This window comes from 'Prunus avium' virescence phytoplasma, assembly GCF_050916135.1.
GTDB classification, from domain to species: Bacteria; Bacillota_I; Bacilli_A; order Acholeplasmatales; family Acholeplasmataceae; genus Phytoplasma; species Phytoplasma ziziphi.
The window spans coordinates 758554-775344 of record NZ_CP069156.1 but is presented as its reverse complement, the minus strand read 5'-3'; the positions used below and the strand labels follow the sequence as shown (position 1 = coordinate 775344).

The following is a 16791-nucleotide window of genomic DNA, read 5'->3' as shown; positions in this document are numbered from 1 at the left end:
TTAATTTACCTTTTAAAAATGATTTATATATAAAAAAGGTTTTTTTAAAAAAATTATCAGAAAATTTTAATAAAACTTTCTTATTAATAATAATTTAAAAAATATTAATCTAAATACCACAACTTTCGCATTCGAAAATCTTTAATTTTTGGGTTCTCGTGTAATAAAGTGTTTTAATCCCCTTATGATGAGCGTATAAATAATATCTTGATAATTCTCTAGTTGTAATATCAGAAGAAATACATAATTCAAATGAAATTCCTTGATCGATATGTTTTTGTGCTGTCGCGATCACATCAATTAATTTGAATTTATTCATTTTATAAGCGGTTTGATACATAAAAGAATAATCAGCTAAATTTGGAGCTGGAAAATAAGTTTTAGAATTTCCATAAGTTCTTTCTTCTACTAATTGCTTAATAGGAGTTAAAGAAGGTGTGGCGGACATAATATAACCAATAGACCCATTTGGAGCAACCGCTAAACGATGTGAATTATATAACCCATGTTTCATTACTTTGACTTTTAAATTTGACCAATCTTCATCACTAGGAATTTCTATTCCTTCAAAAAGTTCTTTAATTTTAGAAAGCTTTGGGAAAATAGCCTTTTTATCTTTAAAATACTCCCCACTAGCGTAAGTAGATTTTTCAAATTGAAAAAACTTTTCACCAGTTTCTTCAGCTTTCAAACAAGAATGTAAAAGTGAATAATAATTAACTATATTAAAAAAAACATCAATAAATTCGATATTTTCTTGACTACCAAAATTAATCATATTTTCAGCTAAAAAACCATGATGACCCATAATTCCGAAACCAACACTACGATTTAAATTATTAGCTTTAAAAACAGAGGGAACATGTTTAATTTTAGTTTTCAAAGAGACTGAATTCATAATTTCCATCGCTGAAAAAACAGTTTCTTTAATATTTTTATTTTTCATCATATTTCCCATATGTCCTGAAGCTAAATTACAAGAGATATCCATTCCAATACGGTCTTTTTCTCTTTCGTTATAAGAAGCATAATAAGAAGTTAAAGTAGGTTGTAAAATTTCAGTACATAAATTAGAAAATTTGATTTTATTTTCGGAGGTATTAACAGCATTAGCGTTGTCACAAAACATTAGATAAGGATAACCAGATTCACCTTGTAATTGAGCAATTAATTCTAATAAAGAACGTGGATTAATAAATCTTTTACGTATTTTCGGATTAGCTAATAAAATAGGATACCATTTATCCATATTAACCCCAACATCTGAAAAACTAATATGATATTCTTTATAAATAGTATGAGGATAAAAAAGTGCCATCTTTTCATTTTTTCGCGCTAGTTCTAACATTTTATTAGGAACGATAACTCCTAATGATAATGTTTTTAAACGAATATCTTCATCGGCATTCAATTTTTTAGAATTCAAAAAATCTTCAATATCAGAATGAAAAACATTTAAATAAACAGCACCAGCGCCCAAACGTTGTCCCATTTGATCAGCGTATCTAAAGGAATGATCCAAAAGCTTCGCGACTCCGATGACTCCTTTACAAGTGTTTTTCATTTCTTTAATGGTTTCACCTTTAGCTCTTAAATTACTTAAACTAATCGAAACTCCACCGCCAATTTTAGATAACTGCATCGCAAATTCAACAATGCGTGCGATATCGTTTAAAGAATCACCTGCTTCTAATAAAAAACAAGAAACAAATTCTCCTCTTTTTTTAAGGCCTGTATTTAATAATGTTGGTGTCGCTGGAGTAAAATTTTGTTTCATTAAATTCTTAATTAATTCTTGTGCTAATTGAAAATTACCAGAAGCATGATATAAAGCATTAGTGACTAAACGATCTTCATAACTTTCTAAATAAAACTTTTTGTCTCGCGTTTTTAATGAATAATCGTTATAAAATTTAAAAGCACCGATAAAAGAATTAAATTTAAAATTAAAAGAATAAGCTAACTGATAAATTTGTTTAATCGCTTCACGTGTGTATAGCTTTAAAAAATCTTCTTCGTAATATTTGTTTTTAATTAAAAAATCAAGTTTTTCGTTTAAAGTTTGAAATTTTTTTAATTTAGGATTAATTTCGTCTTTAAAATAAGATTTTAAAGCTTCTTGATCTTTATTTAAATCTTTTATTTTTCCTTCTCCATCTATTATTTGATTATTTAAAGTTATATAAGAAGGAATACGTTTATTGTTATTTTTTATATTTATAAAATTATTTAACCATTTTCTAATATATTCAATATCTTCATTAAAACCTTTATTTTCGAATTTTAGAACTAAAGGAATATTAAATTTTTCTGATATTAAATCTCCGGCTTTAGCGAAATTATTTCCGAAATTTTTATTTCCTGAAACTGCAATACCAATTATTAAATGAGTATATTTTTTCAAAAAATTTTCAGTAGTATCAGGAATTTCTCCATATTTAACAGTTTTAGTTATCAAAAAAATATTTTCATTTTCATTTTTAAAATCTTGAATTTTTTCTAATTTAAATTCAGATAATTTTTGAACAAATTCGAAAATATTTCCTTTTTCAAGGCCGTCGTATACTATTTTTATTTTTTGATTTTTCATTTAATAATTGTTTAACTCCTTGTTTTATTTTTTTTATATAATTTATTAATAAAATATTTAATAAATTTTTTTAAAAATTTTAGAGTTTATTAAATATTTTTATCTTTTATTTTTATCTTTTGTATTTAAAATTATAACTTATTTTTTTTAATAAAATAAATAATAAAAACTATTTAATTTTTATTATTTTAAAAAAATATTTTTTAATTTATTATTTATTTATATTTTATTATTATTATTGTTGTTAAGACGTAAAAAAACGACTAATTTTTTTTATTTTTTAAAATTAATTATTATTTATCGGTTAAAAATGAAGAAAAAAATTTTTTTTAAAAAAAAGTTAGTCTATTTTTTTTGTACTTTAGTCACATTTTTTTTTGAGTTAGTCTATTTTTTTGCACTTTAGTTATATTTTTTTATTTTAATATTTTTGATAATTTTTTATAAAAATAATTAAATTTTTTAATTTATTATTTATTTTTGTTTTTGTTTTTTTAAAAAATATAAAATAAATATAAAATATTTTAGAATTAAAAAGTTACTAACTTGAATTTAGTCATTTTTTTTATAATTTTTTTTCTTCAATTTTAAATATTTTTTGAGTATTAAAATTTGTTTTTTAAAAATTTATTCACTTTTTTAAAAATGTGACTAAATTTTTTTTATTATTTTTTTTAATTAAAAAAAATTAAGTTTTTTTAAGATTTTTTGTTTTAATAATTTTTTGATGGAATTTTTTTGAAAATTATTTTTTTAAAAGTATAATAAAGTTAAATGTTTTTTTATTTTTACAAAATAGTATTTTAAAAATATTTTTAATTTCGAAAAAATATTATATTAAGAAAGTTAATAATAAAAATGGATTTTTTAAAGAATAATCATTATGAAATTTTTGAAATTATTAGAAAAGAAGAAGAAAGGCAAGGAAAACATTTAGAATTAATTGCTTCCGAAAATTTCGTTTCTAAGTCAGTTTTAGAAGCTCAAGGTAGTGTTTTAACAAATAAATATGCCGAAGGATATCCAAAAAAAAGATATTATGACGGTTGTGAATATATAGATGAAATAGAGCAAATAGCAATTGAAAAAGTTAAAAAGTTATTTAATGTTAAATTTGCTAATGTTCAACCGCATTCAGGATCTCAAGCTAATATGGCTGTTTTTCAATCTTTATTAAAACCTTATGATGTTATTTTGGGTATGTCTTTGAATGATGGAGGTCATTTAACTCATGGTCATCATGTTAGTTTTTCTGGTAAATTTTTTAATTCTTATAGTTATGGGGTTTCTCAAGAAACGGAAACAATTGATTATCAAAAATTAAGAGAAATAGCTCATAAGGTAAAACCAAAGTTAATTATAGCCGGAGCTTCTTCTTATTCTAGAATTATTGATTTTCAAAAATTTAGAGAAATTGCTGATGAGGTTGGCGCTTATTTAATGGCTGATATCGCTCATATTGCTGGATTAATCGCTGCTAAGCTACATCCTTGTCCTTTTTTAGCGAAAGCAGATGTTGTTACTTCGACTACTCATAAAACTCTAAGAGGTCCGAGAGGCGGAATTATTTTAAGTAATAATGAAGAAGTTATGAAAAAAATAAATAAAGGTGTTTTTCCAGGAACTCAAGGCGGTCCCTTAATGCATGTTATCGCTGCTAAAGCAGTAGCTTTCGAAGAAGCTTTACAAGAAAATTTTAATATTTATCAACAACAAATATTAAAAAATTCTCTTTCTTTGGCTGATACTTTTTCTAAATTAGGTCATCGTTTAGTAAGTGGAAAAACTGAAAATCATTTAATTTTAATTGATTTAAAATATAAATATCCTAATTTAAATGGAAAATTAGCTTCTGAAGCTTTACAAAAAGCTAATATTATTGTTAATAAAAATGTTATTCCTTTCGATAAAGAAAAAGTTTTTAACGCTAGTGGTATCAGAATAGGAACTCCAGCGATGACTACAAGAGGTTTTGAAGAAAAAGAATTTATTGAAGTCGCTTATTTAATAGACGAAATTTTAAATAATTATCAAAATGAAGAAGTTATTGAAAAAGTCAGACAAAAAGTATTATTATTGACTAATAAATTTCCTATTTATAAAAAAAATAATTTTTAGTTTTTAATTTATTTTTTAAATTTTTAAATGTTATAATTAAAAATGATATTTATTTATATTATTTAAATTAATAATATTGTTTTTATTTTTAAAGAGAAATTTATATATTAATATAAGATTATATATAAAAATTATTGAGGGATTTCATTATTATGAAAACAAAAAAACAACAACCAGAATTTAACGAGATTGAAGTTATTTGTGCTACTTGTAGTCATAAACATAAAATTGGAACAGTTATGAAACAAATGAAAATTGAAATTTGTTCTAATTGTCATTCTTTTTATACTGGAAAACAAGTTTTTGTAACTGTAGCAGGACAAATAGATAAATTTAATAAACGTTATAATTCTTAATTAAAAAAATTTATTTTTAAAAAAATTGAAATAAGGTTAAGAAAGGTCTTGATAAAAAAATGGTTTTAAAAAAAGAAGGTTTTATTGAAATCATTTGCGGACCTATGTTTTCCGGAAAAACAACAAAATTGATTCAAAAAATTAATTTTTTTAAATCTTTAGGAATTAAATTTTTAGTTGTTAAACCTAAAATTGATGATCGTTATTCTCAAAAAAAAGAATTAATAACTCATGATTCGAAAACTATTTTTTCTTTTTTAATAAATAAAAGTAAAGATATTTTAGATTTATTAGAAAAAGATGTCGAAGTTTTGTTTATCGATGAGGCTCAATTTTTAGATCAAGAAATTAAAGAAATAGTAAATAATTTATCTTATCGTGGAATGCATATTATCATTGGAGGATTAGAACTTGATTTTTGTGGAAGACCCTTCGGATCTATGAATTATTTATTATCAATTGCTGATCAAGTTATTAAATTAAAATCTTCTTGTAATGTTTGTGGCAAAGAAGCAAATAGAACTCAAAGAATAGTCGATGGTTCAATTCCTAAATCTACTGATTCTATTGTTTTAGTAGGCGGAAAAAATTATCATGAACCGCGTTGTAGAAAATGTCATAAATTTATAAATTAATTTTTTAAAAAGAAAACCATTATGAAACCAAAAGAATTTTTTTATATGAAAGAAGCTTTTAAAGAAGCTCAAAAAGCTTTTTTAAAAGGCGAAGTTCCAGTTGGCGCTATAGCTGTTTTAAATGATAAAGTTATTGCTAGAGCACATAATAATGTTGAAAAGAAGAAAATTTTTTTTGGTCATGCCGAATTTTTAATTTTAAAAAAATTAAACAAAAAATTTAAAAATTATAGATTTAATGATATAATAATTTATACAACTTTAGAACCTTGTATTATGTGCATGGGTGCATTACTCCAAGTAAGAGTAAAAAAAATATATTATAGTACTCCTAATATAAGGCTAGGTTTGAAAAATAATTTTTCTTTAAATAATTTAAGTTTGATTTCGAAAATATCTTTTAAATCTGATTTTTTCGAGAAAGAAAGTGAATATATTTTGAAAAAGTTTTTTATCAACCTTAGAAAAGAAAAGAAATTTTTTTAATTTTTTAAAAAAATCTTTTTAAAAATCACCATTCAATGAAATTAAGATGAATCTGGTCAGAACTTGGTTGGAGCAGCCATAAGTTTTAATTTTATGTGATTGGTGATTTTTAAGAAGATTTTTTTAAATAATAAGAAAATAAAAAATTAGGGAAAATTAAGAAAATGAAGAATTTTTTTAAAAATAAAAGAAGTAAATTAAAACTTTTTCCTTTTATTTTTAATTCTATTTCTGGGGAACCTTTTCGTTGTGAAATATATGATATAAATGGAGAAGAGAAAAAAATTGAATTTTTCTTTTTAAAACAAAGTGAATATAATTCTTATTTTTTAGATATGAAACAATATGTTGTTTGGAGTATAGTTGATGATTTATATAGAGTTTTAGTTGATGAAAGTTATTATTCCAAATTTGAAATTTTATATCAAAAAGAAATTAATATTATTTATATGAATTTTCTTCAAAAATTATTATATAAACGTTATAAAATAATTAGAAAAAATTTTTTATATTATTTTTTAAGCATTTTTTTTTCTTTATTTCTTATTTATTTTTTTTATTTTAAAGAAATTTCTTTTTTAAAAGAATATCAATATTTAATTTTTTTTATTATTTTTATTTTAAATTTTGTTTTTTTGTTTTTTTATACAAAAGTTAAACAAAGAGATTTTTTTCAAAATTATAAAACAAAATTATTAAAAGAAACAATGAAAAATATTAAATCTTTTTTAGGCGTCGAAGTTTTTGAAAATATTTCAAAACAACAAAGAATGTTTTCTTCTGAATTTTTTGATGAAAAAGAAAAATAATTTTTAATTTTATTTTTTTTAACAAGGTTTTTTATAAAAAAAGGAGAAATAAAAACATAAATGATTTTTGAAGGTATTGTTATTGGTGGTGGTCATGCAGGCGTCGAAGCTGCTTTAGCTTTGGCTAAAAATCATAAAACAGTTTTAATCACAGTCAATTTAAGACAAATAGCTTTTTTACCATGTAATCCTTCTATTGGAGGACCAGCTAAAGGTGTTGTCGTTAGAGAAATAGATGCTTTGGGTGGGATAATGGGAAAAGCAGCTGATTTATCACAAATTCAAATGAAAATGCTGAATACTTCTAAAGGGCCGGCTGTTAGAAGTTTAAGAGCGCAAATAGATAAAATAAAATATCCTAAAATTGTTTTGGAAATTTTAAAAAAGACATCTAATTTAACTTTATTAGAAGGTTTTGTTGATAATTTAATTATAGAAGATAATAAAGTGTATGGAGTTAAATTAAAAGACGGTACTGTTATTAATAGCAAGACAGTTATTTTAACGACAGGAACTTATTTAGCTAGTAAAATCTTAATTGGAAAAAATAAAATTAGTTCAGGACCTAATAATACACCTACTACTTATAGTATTAGCGAACAGTTAAAGAAATATGGTTTTGAAATTATTCGTTTAAAAACAGGAACACCTCCGAGAGTTAAAAAAGATACTATTGATTATAGTAAATCAAAAATTCAATTAGGAGATAATATTTTACAAACTTTTAGTTCTCCTTCTGTTATTAAAGATTTAGGTATTCAAGAGCCTTGTTTTTTAATACATACTAATAAAGAAACTCATGAATTAATAAAAATAAATTTAAAAAAATCAGCTATGTACGGAGGATATGTAGAAGGAAAAGGTCCGCGTTATTGTCCTTCTATTGAAGATAAAATTGTTCGTTTTTGCGATAAAGAAAGTCATCAAATTTTTATTGAACCAGAAAGTTTAGAATTAGATGAAATGTATCTTCAAGGTCTTTCTACAAGTATGCCTGAAGAAGTTCAAGAAAAAATTTTAAAAACAATTCCTGCATTAGAAAAAGCAGTGATTACTAAATATGCTTATGCTATTGAATATGATGCTTTTAACCCTAATCAACTGAATTATAATTTAGAAACAAAAAAAATTGAAAATTTATTTTTTGCTGGCCAGATCAACGGAACTAGTGGTTACGAAGAGGCAGCTTGTCAGGGTTTAATTGCCGGAATAAATGCTAGTCTGAAAATCGAAAATAAAGAAAGTTTAATTTTAAAAAGAAATGAAGCTTACATTGGAGTTTTAATTGATGATTTGATTAATAAAGGAGTTTCAGAACCTTATCGTTTGTTAACTTCTAGATCTGAATTTCGTTTATTTTTAAGACATGATAATGCTGATTTAAGATTAACTCCTTATGGATATCAAATAGGATTGATAGACAAAAAAATTTATAATAAAGTGGAAAAGAAACGTTCTGATATTGAAAATTTAAAAGAAGAATTAAAAAATTTTATTGTATTTCCTAATGAAAAAAATTTAAGTTTTTTAGAAAAAATTAATTCTTCAATTAAAGAAAAAAGTACTTTGTATAAATTATTAAAAAGAACAGAATTGAATATTAATATTATAGATTTTTTATTGATAAAAAATATGATCAAGAAGTTTTAGAACAAGCAGAAATACAAATTAAATATGAAGATTATATTTTGAAAGCAGAAAAAGAAGTTCAAAAAAATTTAAATTTAGAGATAAGAAAAATACCTTCAGAAATTGATTATAATAAGATTAATAATTTATCTATGGAAGCTAAAGAAAAATTAACATTAATTAAACCTAATAATTTAGGTCAAGCATCAAGAATTTCAGGAGTTAATCCTGTAGATATATCTATTTTAAATGTTTATTTACGAAAATATAAAAATGCCTTTTGATAGATTAAAAAAAGATTTTGCTTTAAGCGATTTTCAATTAAATCAATTTCAAGAATATTATTTATTTTTAACTCATTATAATAAAAAAACTAATTTAACTTCTTTAACGAATCCAAAAGATATTTATTTTAAACATTTTTATGATTCTTTATTAATTTCTAAAACTTTTAATTTTGAACAAATAAACAGTTTATGTGATTTAGGAACAGGTGCGGGGTTTCCTGGCATTCCTTTAAAAATTTTATATCCTAATTTAAAAGTTTTTTTAATTGATTCTTCTTTAAAAAAAATTAATTTTTTAGAATTATTAATTAAACATTTACATTTAACAAATGTTTTTGTTTTTAAAGAAAAAATTGAAAAGCATAAGAATAAATATGATTTTGTTATCGCGAGAGCTTTAGGAAAATTAAATTTAATTTTAAAATTAGCTTCTTTTGTTACTAAAGATAAGAGTTATTTTATGGCAATGAAAGGTCCTAATTATAAAGAAGAATTTCAAGATATAACACAAATGTATCAATTTGAATTAAAAAATAAATTTTTTTTACAATTACCTGAAGAATATGGCAAAAGAGTTAATTTATTATTTCAAAAAAAATAAAAATTATTTTTTTAATTTTAATATTTATTAATAAAAAAATCCGAATTACTTTTTAAATAAGTAATTCGGATTTTTTAATTTGATAATTAAATTAATTGTTATTTATCTTTTTTTAATTTTAATTGATCTCATATTAAAAAATCTACTAAATGCATCTTGTTCAAAACCTTTTTCTATTTCTTTATTAACTAAAATAAATGATTTTTCTGTTATTAACGGAAATAAATAATGATTATCATATAAATATTGTTCTATTTCGAATAATAGTGATTTATATTCTGTTTCTTCAGTTTTCTTTTTAGCTTTTTCTAATTTATCTTGGATGCTACTTTTATCAGCATTATCAATGCCACAAAAATTACATTCGTTGTTGTTTGACATAAAATAATCTTCGATAGCTTTATGACCGTATTTCATTTCGAAATATTCTGATAAAAAAATAAAATCATAAGGTGAATTTTTTCCTTGCGCTGCATTTGTGATCATTGTGCTTTTATCGGGTTCTTTTAAATCTATTTGGAAACCAACATTTCTTAATTGTTCTATTATTTTTTCTATAATGGGTGTTTTTAAAAAGGTAGCTATTGTTAATGTTTTCTGTTTTTCTGTTAATGTTTTAAATTCTTTTTGAGCTTCTTCTATATTAGGATGATGATAATTTATATTAGGATTATGACCTAACAAGTTTTTATGAAGATAAGATTTTGCGATTTCAGCTTGAGATAAATTTAATTCATTGATTATTTTTTGTATATCTAAAGATTTTGAAATGATTTGACGTACTTGATTTGTCAGTTTTTGTTTATTAAAATAAATATAACTGTGAGCAGCTATTTTGTTTTCTAATATTTTAATATTTTTATATTTATCTTTTGCTAAATCTTCATTTAATTTGTTAATTTTTTCTTTTGGGTGTAAAAGTATCGCATTGATTTGTTTTTTTTCTAATTCTTGGAAAAGAGTATTTTCATCTTTGGATATTTTTATTTGAATTTTTTTAGGTGAATCTTTGATTATATCTTTATCATGATATTTTTCGAAAAGTTCCAATTGTAAGTCTTTATTCGGATTATATTTTTTTAATTTATAAGGTCCAGCTCCTATTTTTACTCCTTCTGATTGGTTTTTTTCAGTTGCTTTTTTATTAATTATTCTAATCATTTGAGTAAAAGAAAAACTCCAATATAAAGTATCTTCTTTTAATGTAATTTTAAATGTTAGATTACCTGTTTTTTCGATGTCTGCTATTTCTAAAAATTGATCATGTTTTTGTGTTTTTCCTCTTTGGATTGTAAAAACAACATCATCAGCTGTCATTTTATCACCATTATGAAAGAAAATATTATCTTTTAATTCGCAATTAATATTTACTCCTTGTTTGTCGTAGTTTTTTAATAATTGAGGTTTTAAGTTGCCTTGTTCGTCTAGTATCAAAAGTTTATCATGTACTAAATTAAAATAAATATCACCATTTAATAATTGTGTACTTTTTGTGTCACAAGTATCAAATCCATTTATATCTGAATTGAAGGCGAAAACTATATCAAATTTTTCTTTTTTAAAGAAATATATTCCTAATAATAATATTATAATTAATAGAAATATAATAGAACTAATTATAAAATTTTTATTAGTTAAAAAATTTTTAATTTTTTCTTTTTTTATCATAATTATTTCCTTCCTAAACTGATAAAAACAAATACTGAAATAACTAAAATAACATTAGACATATTTAATATTATTTTTTTATTAAATTGCTTAAAAGATTAGTAAAATATTTTTTTGATAATTCGAATATTATTAGAATCTAAAGATATATCTAGAATTATAACTTTGTAATATTAATTATTTAAAAAGTAATTCGTATTTTTAAAATTTGATAATTAAATTAATTGTTATTTATCTTTTTTTATTTTAATTGATCTCATATTAAAAAATCTACTAAATGCATTTTGTTCAAAACCTTTTTCTATTTCTTTATTAACTAAAATAAATGATTTGCCTGTCATTAATGGAAATAAATAATGATTATCATATAAATATTGTTCTATTTCGAATAATAGTGATTTATATTCTGTTTCTTCAGTTTTCTTTTTAGCTTTTTCTAATTTATCTTGGATGCTACTTTTATCAGCATTATCAATGCCACAAAAATTACATTCGTTGTTGTTTGACATAAAATAATCTTCAATAAATTTATGACCGAAATTCATTTCAAAATTTTCTGATAAAAAAATAAAATCATAAGGTGAATTTTTTCCTTGCGCTGCATTTGCGATTATTGTATTAAAATCTGGTTCTTCTAAAATTATTGTAAAACCTACATGTTCTAATTGTTCTATTATTTTGTTTATAAATGGCGTTTTTAAACTGGTAGCTATTTTTAATGTTTTATTTTCGGATTCTGTTAATGTTCGAAACTCTCTTTTAGCTTCTTCTATATTAGGATTATGATAATTTATATTAGGATTGTGTCCTATTAATTTATTGTGAAGAGAATTTTTTGCAATTTTTCCTGGTAATTTTAATTCATCGATTATTTTTTGTATATCTAAAGATTTTGAAATGATTTGACGTACTTTTTTTGTCAGTTTTTGTTTATTAAAATAAATATAATTTTGGCTAGCTGTTTCGTTTTCTAATATTTTAATATTTTTATATTTATCTTTTTTTAAATCTTCATTTAATTTGTTAATTTTGTCTCTTGAGTAAAAAAGTATCGCATTGATTTGTTTTTTTTCTAATTCTTGGAAAAGAGTATTTTCATCTTTGGATATTTTTATTTGAATTTTTTTAGGTGAATCTTTGATTATATCTTTATCATGATATTTTTCGAAAAGTTCCAATTGTAAGTCTTTATTCGGATTATATTTTTTTAATTTATAAGGTCCAGCTCCTATTTTTACTCCTTCTGATTGGTTTTTTTCAGTTGCTTTTTTATTAATTATTCTAATCATTTGAGTAAAAGGGAAATGCCACCATAAAATATCTTCTTTTAATTTAATTTTAAATGTTAGATTACCTGTTTTTTGGATGTCTGCTATTTCTAAAAATTGATCATGTTTTTGTGTTTTTCCTCTTTGGATTGTAAAAACAACATCATCAGCTGTCATTTTATCACCATTATGAAATAAAATATTATCTTTTAATTCGCAATTAATATTTACTCCTTGTTTGTCGTAGTTTTTTAATAATTGAGGTTTTAAGTTGCCTTGTTCGTCTAGTATCAAAAGTTTATCATGTACTAAATTAAAATAAATATCACCATATGATGTTGTTGTACTTTTTTTGTCACAAGTGTCAAATCCACTTATATCTGAATGGAACGCGAAAACTATATCAAATTTTTCTTTTTGAAAGAAATATACTCCTAATACTAATATTATAATTAATAGACATATAAAACTAATTATAAAATTTTTATTAGTTAAAAAATTTTTAATTTTTTCTTTTTTTATCATAATCATTGCCTTTTTAAATAATTTAAAAATTTAATTTTTTTGATCCTTTTCAAAATAATTAATTAAACCCTTACCTATTAAATTAAAAGAAAAGATAGTTAAAAAAATAATAATAAAAGGTCCATAAAATAAATGAGGATAGCTCATAATATAATCTTTAGAAGAATATAAAATGTTACCCCATTCAGCTTTAGTTCTATTCAAACCTAAACCTATAAAACCAAATCCTGAAATAACTAAAATAACATTAGACATATTTAATATCATTTTAGTTATTAAATTACTTAAAAGATTTGGTAAAATATGTTTTTGAATAATTCGAATATCATTCGAACCCAAAGCTTTAGAAGCTTTAATAAAATCTTTTTGTTTAATTGTTAAAGTATTAACCCTTATAATACGAATATAATCCGGAATATATAAAACACATAATACAATAACAAGAGTTGCTGTGGTTTGTTTTTTAAAACATAACATAATTAAAATAGCTAATATAATATCAGGGAAAATAGTTAAAAAATCACATATAAAAATAATTATATTTTCAAAAAAACCTCTAAAATAACCAGCTATAATTCCTAATAAACAACCTATAAAACTACTTATAATTATTGTTATAAAACTTATTTGTAAAGAAATTTTAGATCCTTCTAACACACGACTAAATATATCATAACCTGTCGCATCAGTTCCCATCCAATGTTTAGGACTATAACTTTGAAATGTTTCGTTACCTGAAGAAACATAAGGATCTGGAAAAAATTTAGAACGAAATAAAACACAAAAAGACAAAATAGTCAAAAATAAAAGACCGAATAAAATATTTTTATCTTTTAAAATTTTGGTTTTTTGTTTAAAAGAATTTATTAAGCAATTTATATTTTTCATTATTAATTTTAAAATTTTCTTTCTTTCTAATTTTTTTGTCGTAGGATATTTTTATTTTTTTTGATTTATTTTAGGATTTAACCAAAAATAAACGGAATCTAACAATAAATTAAAAATAGAAATAAAAATAGCTAATAAAATAATACAACATTGAATAATAGGAAAATCTCTATCTTCAAAAGCTTGAATTGTTAATTTTCCTATACCATTTAAACCAAATACAAATTCTGTAATTACAGTCCCTCCAATTAAAGAGACGAAAATCAAACCAATATTAGCTAATATAGGAATTAAAGCATTTTTTAAAGCATGTTTAAAAACGACTGTTTGTGTCGACAACCCTTTAGCATAAGCTGTTACAATATAAGGTTGTTTTAGTGATTCAATCATATTATTATTGGTTATTTTAAATATACGGCTACTAACAATTAAAGATAAAGTTAAAATAGCTAAACAATAAGAATCTGATATTGTAAATAAATCTAGTTTATAAGCTAAAAAATATTGCAAAATAAAACCGATAATAAAAGTAGGAGTTGATGAGAAAAAAAGAAAAATAAATTCTAATAAAAAATTTTTTTTAGTATTTTTCCATAAAGCGGATAAAGATCCGAAACAAATACCTATTATAGAACCAAAAATACAACTAGTAATAGTTAATAATAAAGTTATTTTAAAGCCATTCCAAAAAAGTTCTAATGTTTTAGTTTTATATTTATAAGATTTACCAAAATTAAATTTTAATATGTTTTCTAAATATATTTTAATTGTTCGCTTAAACTTTTGTCTAATCCTAATTCTTCTTCTAAAATTTTTCTTTGTTCTGGTGTAGGTCCTTTTTGGCCAAAAGCTGCTTTAATCGGATCTCCTATTAATCGAACAATAAAAAAACTTGTTAATATAACAGTTATTAAAATTAATAAAACATATAAAGTTTTTTTATAAATAAAATTTATTAAAGACATGCATATATGTTCTCTTTTCTAAAATATTTTTTGATTTATCTATATAATGTATAAATTATATTTTAATCATCTTTGTAAATAATATTTTTTAGTAATTTTGAAATTTTGTTTTTAAAAAATCATTTAACAAAGATTTAGTGTAATCATGTTTAGGTTTTGTCAAAATTTCTTTGATAGAACCTTTTTCAACGATTTCTCCTTTATACATAACTATAACATCGTCAACCATTTGAGATATAACACCTAAATCATGAGTAATAAATAAAATAGATGTTTTAATTTCTTTTTGTAAATTATTAATTAAATTCAAAATTTCTTGTTGAATTATAACATCTAAAGCTGTAGTTGGTTCATCAGCAATCAAAAGTTTTGGTTCGCATATTAAAGCCATCGAGATCATTATTCTTTGACACATTCCGCCTGATAATTGATGAGGATAAGAATTCATAACTCTAGGAATATCATTTATTTGAACTTTATTTAAAATTTCAAAAATTTTTTTTTCACCTTCTTGAACACTAATTTTTTTATGTAATTTTAAAATTTCCATAATTTGGTCTTTTATTTTAAAAACAGGATTTAAACTAGACATAGCATCCTGAAAAATCATAGCTATTTCATTTCCGCGAATTTTTTCCATTTTTTTTTGGTTATATTTAGAAATTTCTTCTTCATTAAAAAAAATTTTACCTTTATAATGCACTTTAGAATTATTATTTAATAATTTTAAAATAGCAATAGCTGTTTGACTTTTTCCACTTCCTGATTCTCCCACTATACCTAAAGTTTTTCCTTTTTGTAATTCAAAAGAAATTCCTTTAACTGCTTTTACTAATCCTTGCGGAGTTTCGAAATAAGTATGTAAATTTTCAATTTTTAATAGACTCATTTGTGTTTCTCTTTTTTTAATTCATTTTTTAAAGTACATCTTATAAAATGTTGAGGCTCGATTTCAAACCAATCTAAATCTTTTTTATTTTGATGAAATAAAAATTCAAAATCTGGAGTTTGATAAAAAATTTTATGTTCTGTTTTTTCTTTCGCATTTAATTGTGGAATAGCGTTTAAAATTTGTTTTGTATAAGGATGACAAGGATTTTTTAAAATTTGTTCTTTAGGCGCTAATTCTACTATATTCCCTAAATACATTACACATATTCGATCACTTAAATAGCTAGCTACTCCTAAATCATGAGTAATAAATAAAACAGTTAATTGAAAATCTTTTTTTAAATCATTCAAAAGTTCAAGAATTTTAACTTGTGTCGAAACATCTAACGCTGAAACAATTTCGTCACAAACAATAAACTTAGGTTCGATAATTAATGTTCTAGCGATAGCTATTCTTTGTCTTTGACCTCCTGATAATTGCGTTGGATAACGGTGATAAAGAGATTTATCAATTTGGCATTTACTCATAATATCTAAAATTTTTTGTTTATATAAAGGGTCTTTTTTATTTTTAGCCATTTTATGAATTAGAAGCCCTTCGCCAATGATATCAGAAATTTTTAATAAAGTATTTAAGGATGAAAAAGGATCTTGAAAAATAATTTGAAGATCTTTTCTTAATAAACGTTTTTGTTTATTATTTAATTTTGTTAAATTAATTTGGTTTGTTGAATCTTGATGATAAAAAACATTTCCGGAAGTAGGCGTTTGAAGTTGTAAAATTAATTGTCCTAAGGTTGATTTTCCTGAACCTGAACTTCCTACTAAAGATAAAGTTTCGCCTTTAAAGATCGATAAATCAATATTTTGATTAGCTTTTAAAAATTGAGCTTTTTGAAAAAATTTTTTTTGAATTAAAAAATCTTTTGATAAATTTTGGAGATTAATTATAACTTGTTTATTAATTTCTTATACCTATCTCTTCCTATTGTTATATATTTTTTTAATTTTTTAAATAAAAAACTATTAAAAAAATATTAAATTTATTATACTAAAAAATTATTGTTTATTAATA

14 protein-coding genes, 1 other RNA gene and 1 pseudogene are annotated in these 16791 nt (G+C 22.4%); 8 read left to right on the top strand and 8 right to left on the bottom strand.

What is annotated here, in order from left to right:
• Window positions 1-109: 109 nt before the first annotated feature.
• Window positions 110-2590 (bottom strand): class 1b ribonucleoside-diphosphate reductase subunit alpha, encoded by a 2481-nt coding sequence (gene nrdE, locus JNO41_RS03860; protein WP_121463908.1) that lies wholly within the window; start codon window positions 2588-2590, stop codon window positions 110-112.
• Window positions 2591-3448: 858 nt separating this feature from the next.
• Between nrdE and glyA the strand changes: the two genes are divergently transcribed.
• The 8 genes and pseudogenes from glyA (at window position 3449) to rsmG (ending at window position 9511) form a co-directional block, all read left to right on the top strand.
• The gene (gene glyA / locus JNO41_RS03855) at window positions 3449-4708 is read left to right on the top strand and encodes a serine hydroxymethyltransferase (RefSeq protein ID WP_121463907.1); all 1260 of its coding nucleotides are present in this window, start codon (window positions 3449-3451) and stop codon (window positions 4706-4708) included.
• A 152-nt stretch (window positions 4709-4860) separates the two neighbouring features.
• Window positions 4861-5064, top strand: coding sequence for a 50S ribosomal protein L31 (rpmE, locus tag JNO41_RS03850; RefSeq protein ID WP_121463906.1), 204 nt, complete (start codon window positions 4861-4863; stop codon window positions 5062-5064).
• Window positions 5065-5123: 59 nt separating this feature from the next.
• On the top strand, window positions 5124-5699 hold the full coding sequence (locus JNO41_RS03845) for a thymidine kinase (RefSeq protein WP_121463905.1): 576 nt from the start codon (window positions 5124-5126) through the stop codon (window positions 5697-5699).
• A 21-nt stretch (window positions 5700-5720) separates the two neighbouring features.
• Entirely contained in the window at window positions 5721-6185 is a 465-nt protein-coding gene (locus JNO41_RS03840) for a nucleoside deaminase (protein WP_121463904.1), read from the top strand.
• Window positions 6186-6204: 19 nt separating this feature from the next.
• Window positions 6205-6300, top strand: an RNA gene (ffs, locus tag JNO41_RS03835) — signal recognition particle sRNA small type.
• A 49-nt stretch (window positions 6301-6349) separates the two neighbouring features.
• Entirely contained in the window at window positions 6350-6994 is a 645-nt protein-coding gene (locus JNO41_RS03830) for a hypothetical protein (protein WP_121463903.1), read from the top strand.
• Between the two features lie 60 nt (window positions 6995-7054).
• Window positions 7055-8907, top strand: a pseudogene (mnmG, locus tag JNO41_RS03825) (tRNA uridine-5-carboxymethylaminomethyl(34) synthesis enzyme MnmG).
• Entirely contained in the window at window positions 8897-9511 is a 615-nt protein-coding gene (rsmG, locus tag JNO41_RS03820; protein WP_121464249.1) for a 16S rRNA (guanine(527)-N(7))-methyltransferase RsmG, read from the top strand. The pseudogene mnmG and the gene rsmG overlap by 11 nt, the downstream one beginning before the upstream one ends.
• A gap of 102 nt (window positions 9512-9613) precedes the next feature.
• Here the strand turns inward: rsmG and JNO41_RS03815 are convergent, their stop codons facing one another.
• The 7 genes from JNO41_RS03815 to JNO41_RS03785 all read right to left on the bottom strand — a co-directional run bounded on the left by JNO41_RS03815 (window position 9614) and on the right by JNO41_RS03785 (window position 16580).
• Window positions 9614-11179 (bottom strand): ABC transporter substrate-binding protein, encoded by a 1566-nt coding sequence (locus JNO41_RS03815; protein WP_121463901.1) that lies wholly within the window; start codon window positions 11177-11179, stop codon window positions 9614-9616.
• A 227-nt stretch (window positions 11180-11406) separates the two neighbouring features.
• A complete protein-coding gene (locus JNO41_RS03810; RefSeq protein WP_161554975.1) occupies window positions 11407-12972 on the bottom strand; it encodes an ABC transporter substrate-binding protein in 1566 nt (521 codons plus the stop codon).
• A gap of 30 nt (window positions 12973-13002) precedes the next feature.
• Window positions 13003-13860, bottom strand: coding sequence for an ABC transporter permease (locus JNO41_RS03805; protein ID WP_121463899.1), 858 nt, complete (start codon window positions 13858-13860; stop codon window positions 13003-13005).
• 51 nt (window positions 13861-13911) lie between these two features.
• Complete coding sequence (locus JNO41_RS03800; RefSeq protein ID WP_432729691.1) at window positions 13912-14481, bottom strand: ABC transporter permease; 570 nt, start codon at window positions 14479-14481, stop codon at window positions 13912-13914.
• A 131-nt stretch (window positions 14482-14612) separates the two neighbouring features.
• Window positions 14613-14825 (bottom strand): hypothetical protein, encoded by a 213-nt coding sequence (locus JNO41_RS03795; RefSeq protein ID WP_432729515.1) that lies wholly within the window; start codon window positions 14823-14825, stop codon window positions 14613-14615.
• Window positions 14826-14913: 88 nt separating this feature from the next.
• Window positions 14914-15714 carry an ABC transporter ATP-binding protein gene (locus JNO41_RS03790; protein ID WP_121463897.1) on the bottom strand — a complete coding sequence of 267 codons (801 nt, stop codon included), beginning with the start codon at window positions 15712-15714 and terminating at the stop codon, window positions 14914-14916.
• Window positions 15711-16580 carry an oligopeptide/dipeptide ABC transporter ATP-binding protein gene (locus JNO41_RS03785; RefSeq protein WP_268876794.1) on the bottom strand — a complete coding sequence of 290 codons (870 nt, stop codon included), beginning with the start codon at window positions 16578-16580 and terminating at the stop codon, window positions 15711-15713. The genes JNO41_RS03790 and JNO41_RS03785 overlap by 4 nt, the downstream gene beginning before the upstream one ends.
• Window positions 16581-16791 lie beyond the last annotated feature (211 nt).

Excerpts from the sequence above, each read along its gene's own strand:
- nrdE (WP_121463908.1), bottom strand. The coding sequence starts at position 2,590 with ATGAAAAATCAAAAAATAAAAATAGTATACGACGGCCTTGAAAAAGGA.
- glyA (WP_121463907.1), top strand. The coding sequence starts at position 3,449 with ATGGATTTTTTAAAGAATAATCATTATGAAATTTTTGAAATTATTAGA.
- rpmE (WP_121463906.1), top strand. The coding sequence starts at position 4,861 with ATGAAAACAAAAAAACAACAACCAGAATTTAACGAGATTGAAGTTATT.
- JNO41_RS03845 (WP_121463905.1), top strand. The coding sequence starts at position 5,124 with ATGGTTTTAAAAAAAGAAGGTTTTATTGAAATCATTTGCGGACCTATG.
- JNO41_RS03840 (WP_121463904.1), top strand. The coding sequence starts at position 5,721 with ATGAAACCAAAAGAATTTTTTTATATGAAAGAAGCTTTTAAAGAAGCT.
- JNO41_RS03830 (WP_121463903.1), top strand. The coding sequence starts at position 6,350 with ATGAAGAATTTTTTTAAAAATAAAAGAAGTAAATTAAAACTTTTTCCT.
- rsmG (WP_121464249.1), top strand. The coding sequence starts at position 8,897 with ATGCCTTTTGATAGATTAAAAAAAGATTTTGCTTTAAGCGATTTTCAA.
- JNO41_RS03815 (WP_121463901.1), bottom strand. The coding sequence starts at position 11,179 with ATGATAAAAAAAGAAAAAATTAAAAATTTTTTAACTAATAAAAATTTT.
- JNO41_RS03810 (WP_161554975.1), bottom strand. The coding sequence starts at position 12,972 with ATGATAAAAAAAGAAAAAATTAAAAATTTTTTAACTAATAAAAATTTT.
- JNO41_RS03805 (WP_121463899.1), bottom strand. The coding sequence starts at position 13,860 with ATGAAAAATATAAATTGCTTAATAAATTCTTTTAAACAAAAAACCAAA.
- JNO41_RS03795 (WP_432729515.1), bottom strand. The coding sequence starts at position 14,825 with ATGTCTTTAATAAATTTTATTTATAAAAAAACTTTATATGTTTTATTA.
- JNO41_RS03790 (WP_121463897.1), bottom strand. The coding sequence starts at position 15,714 with ATGAGTCTATTAAAAATTGAAAATTTACATACTTATTTCGAAACTCCG.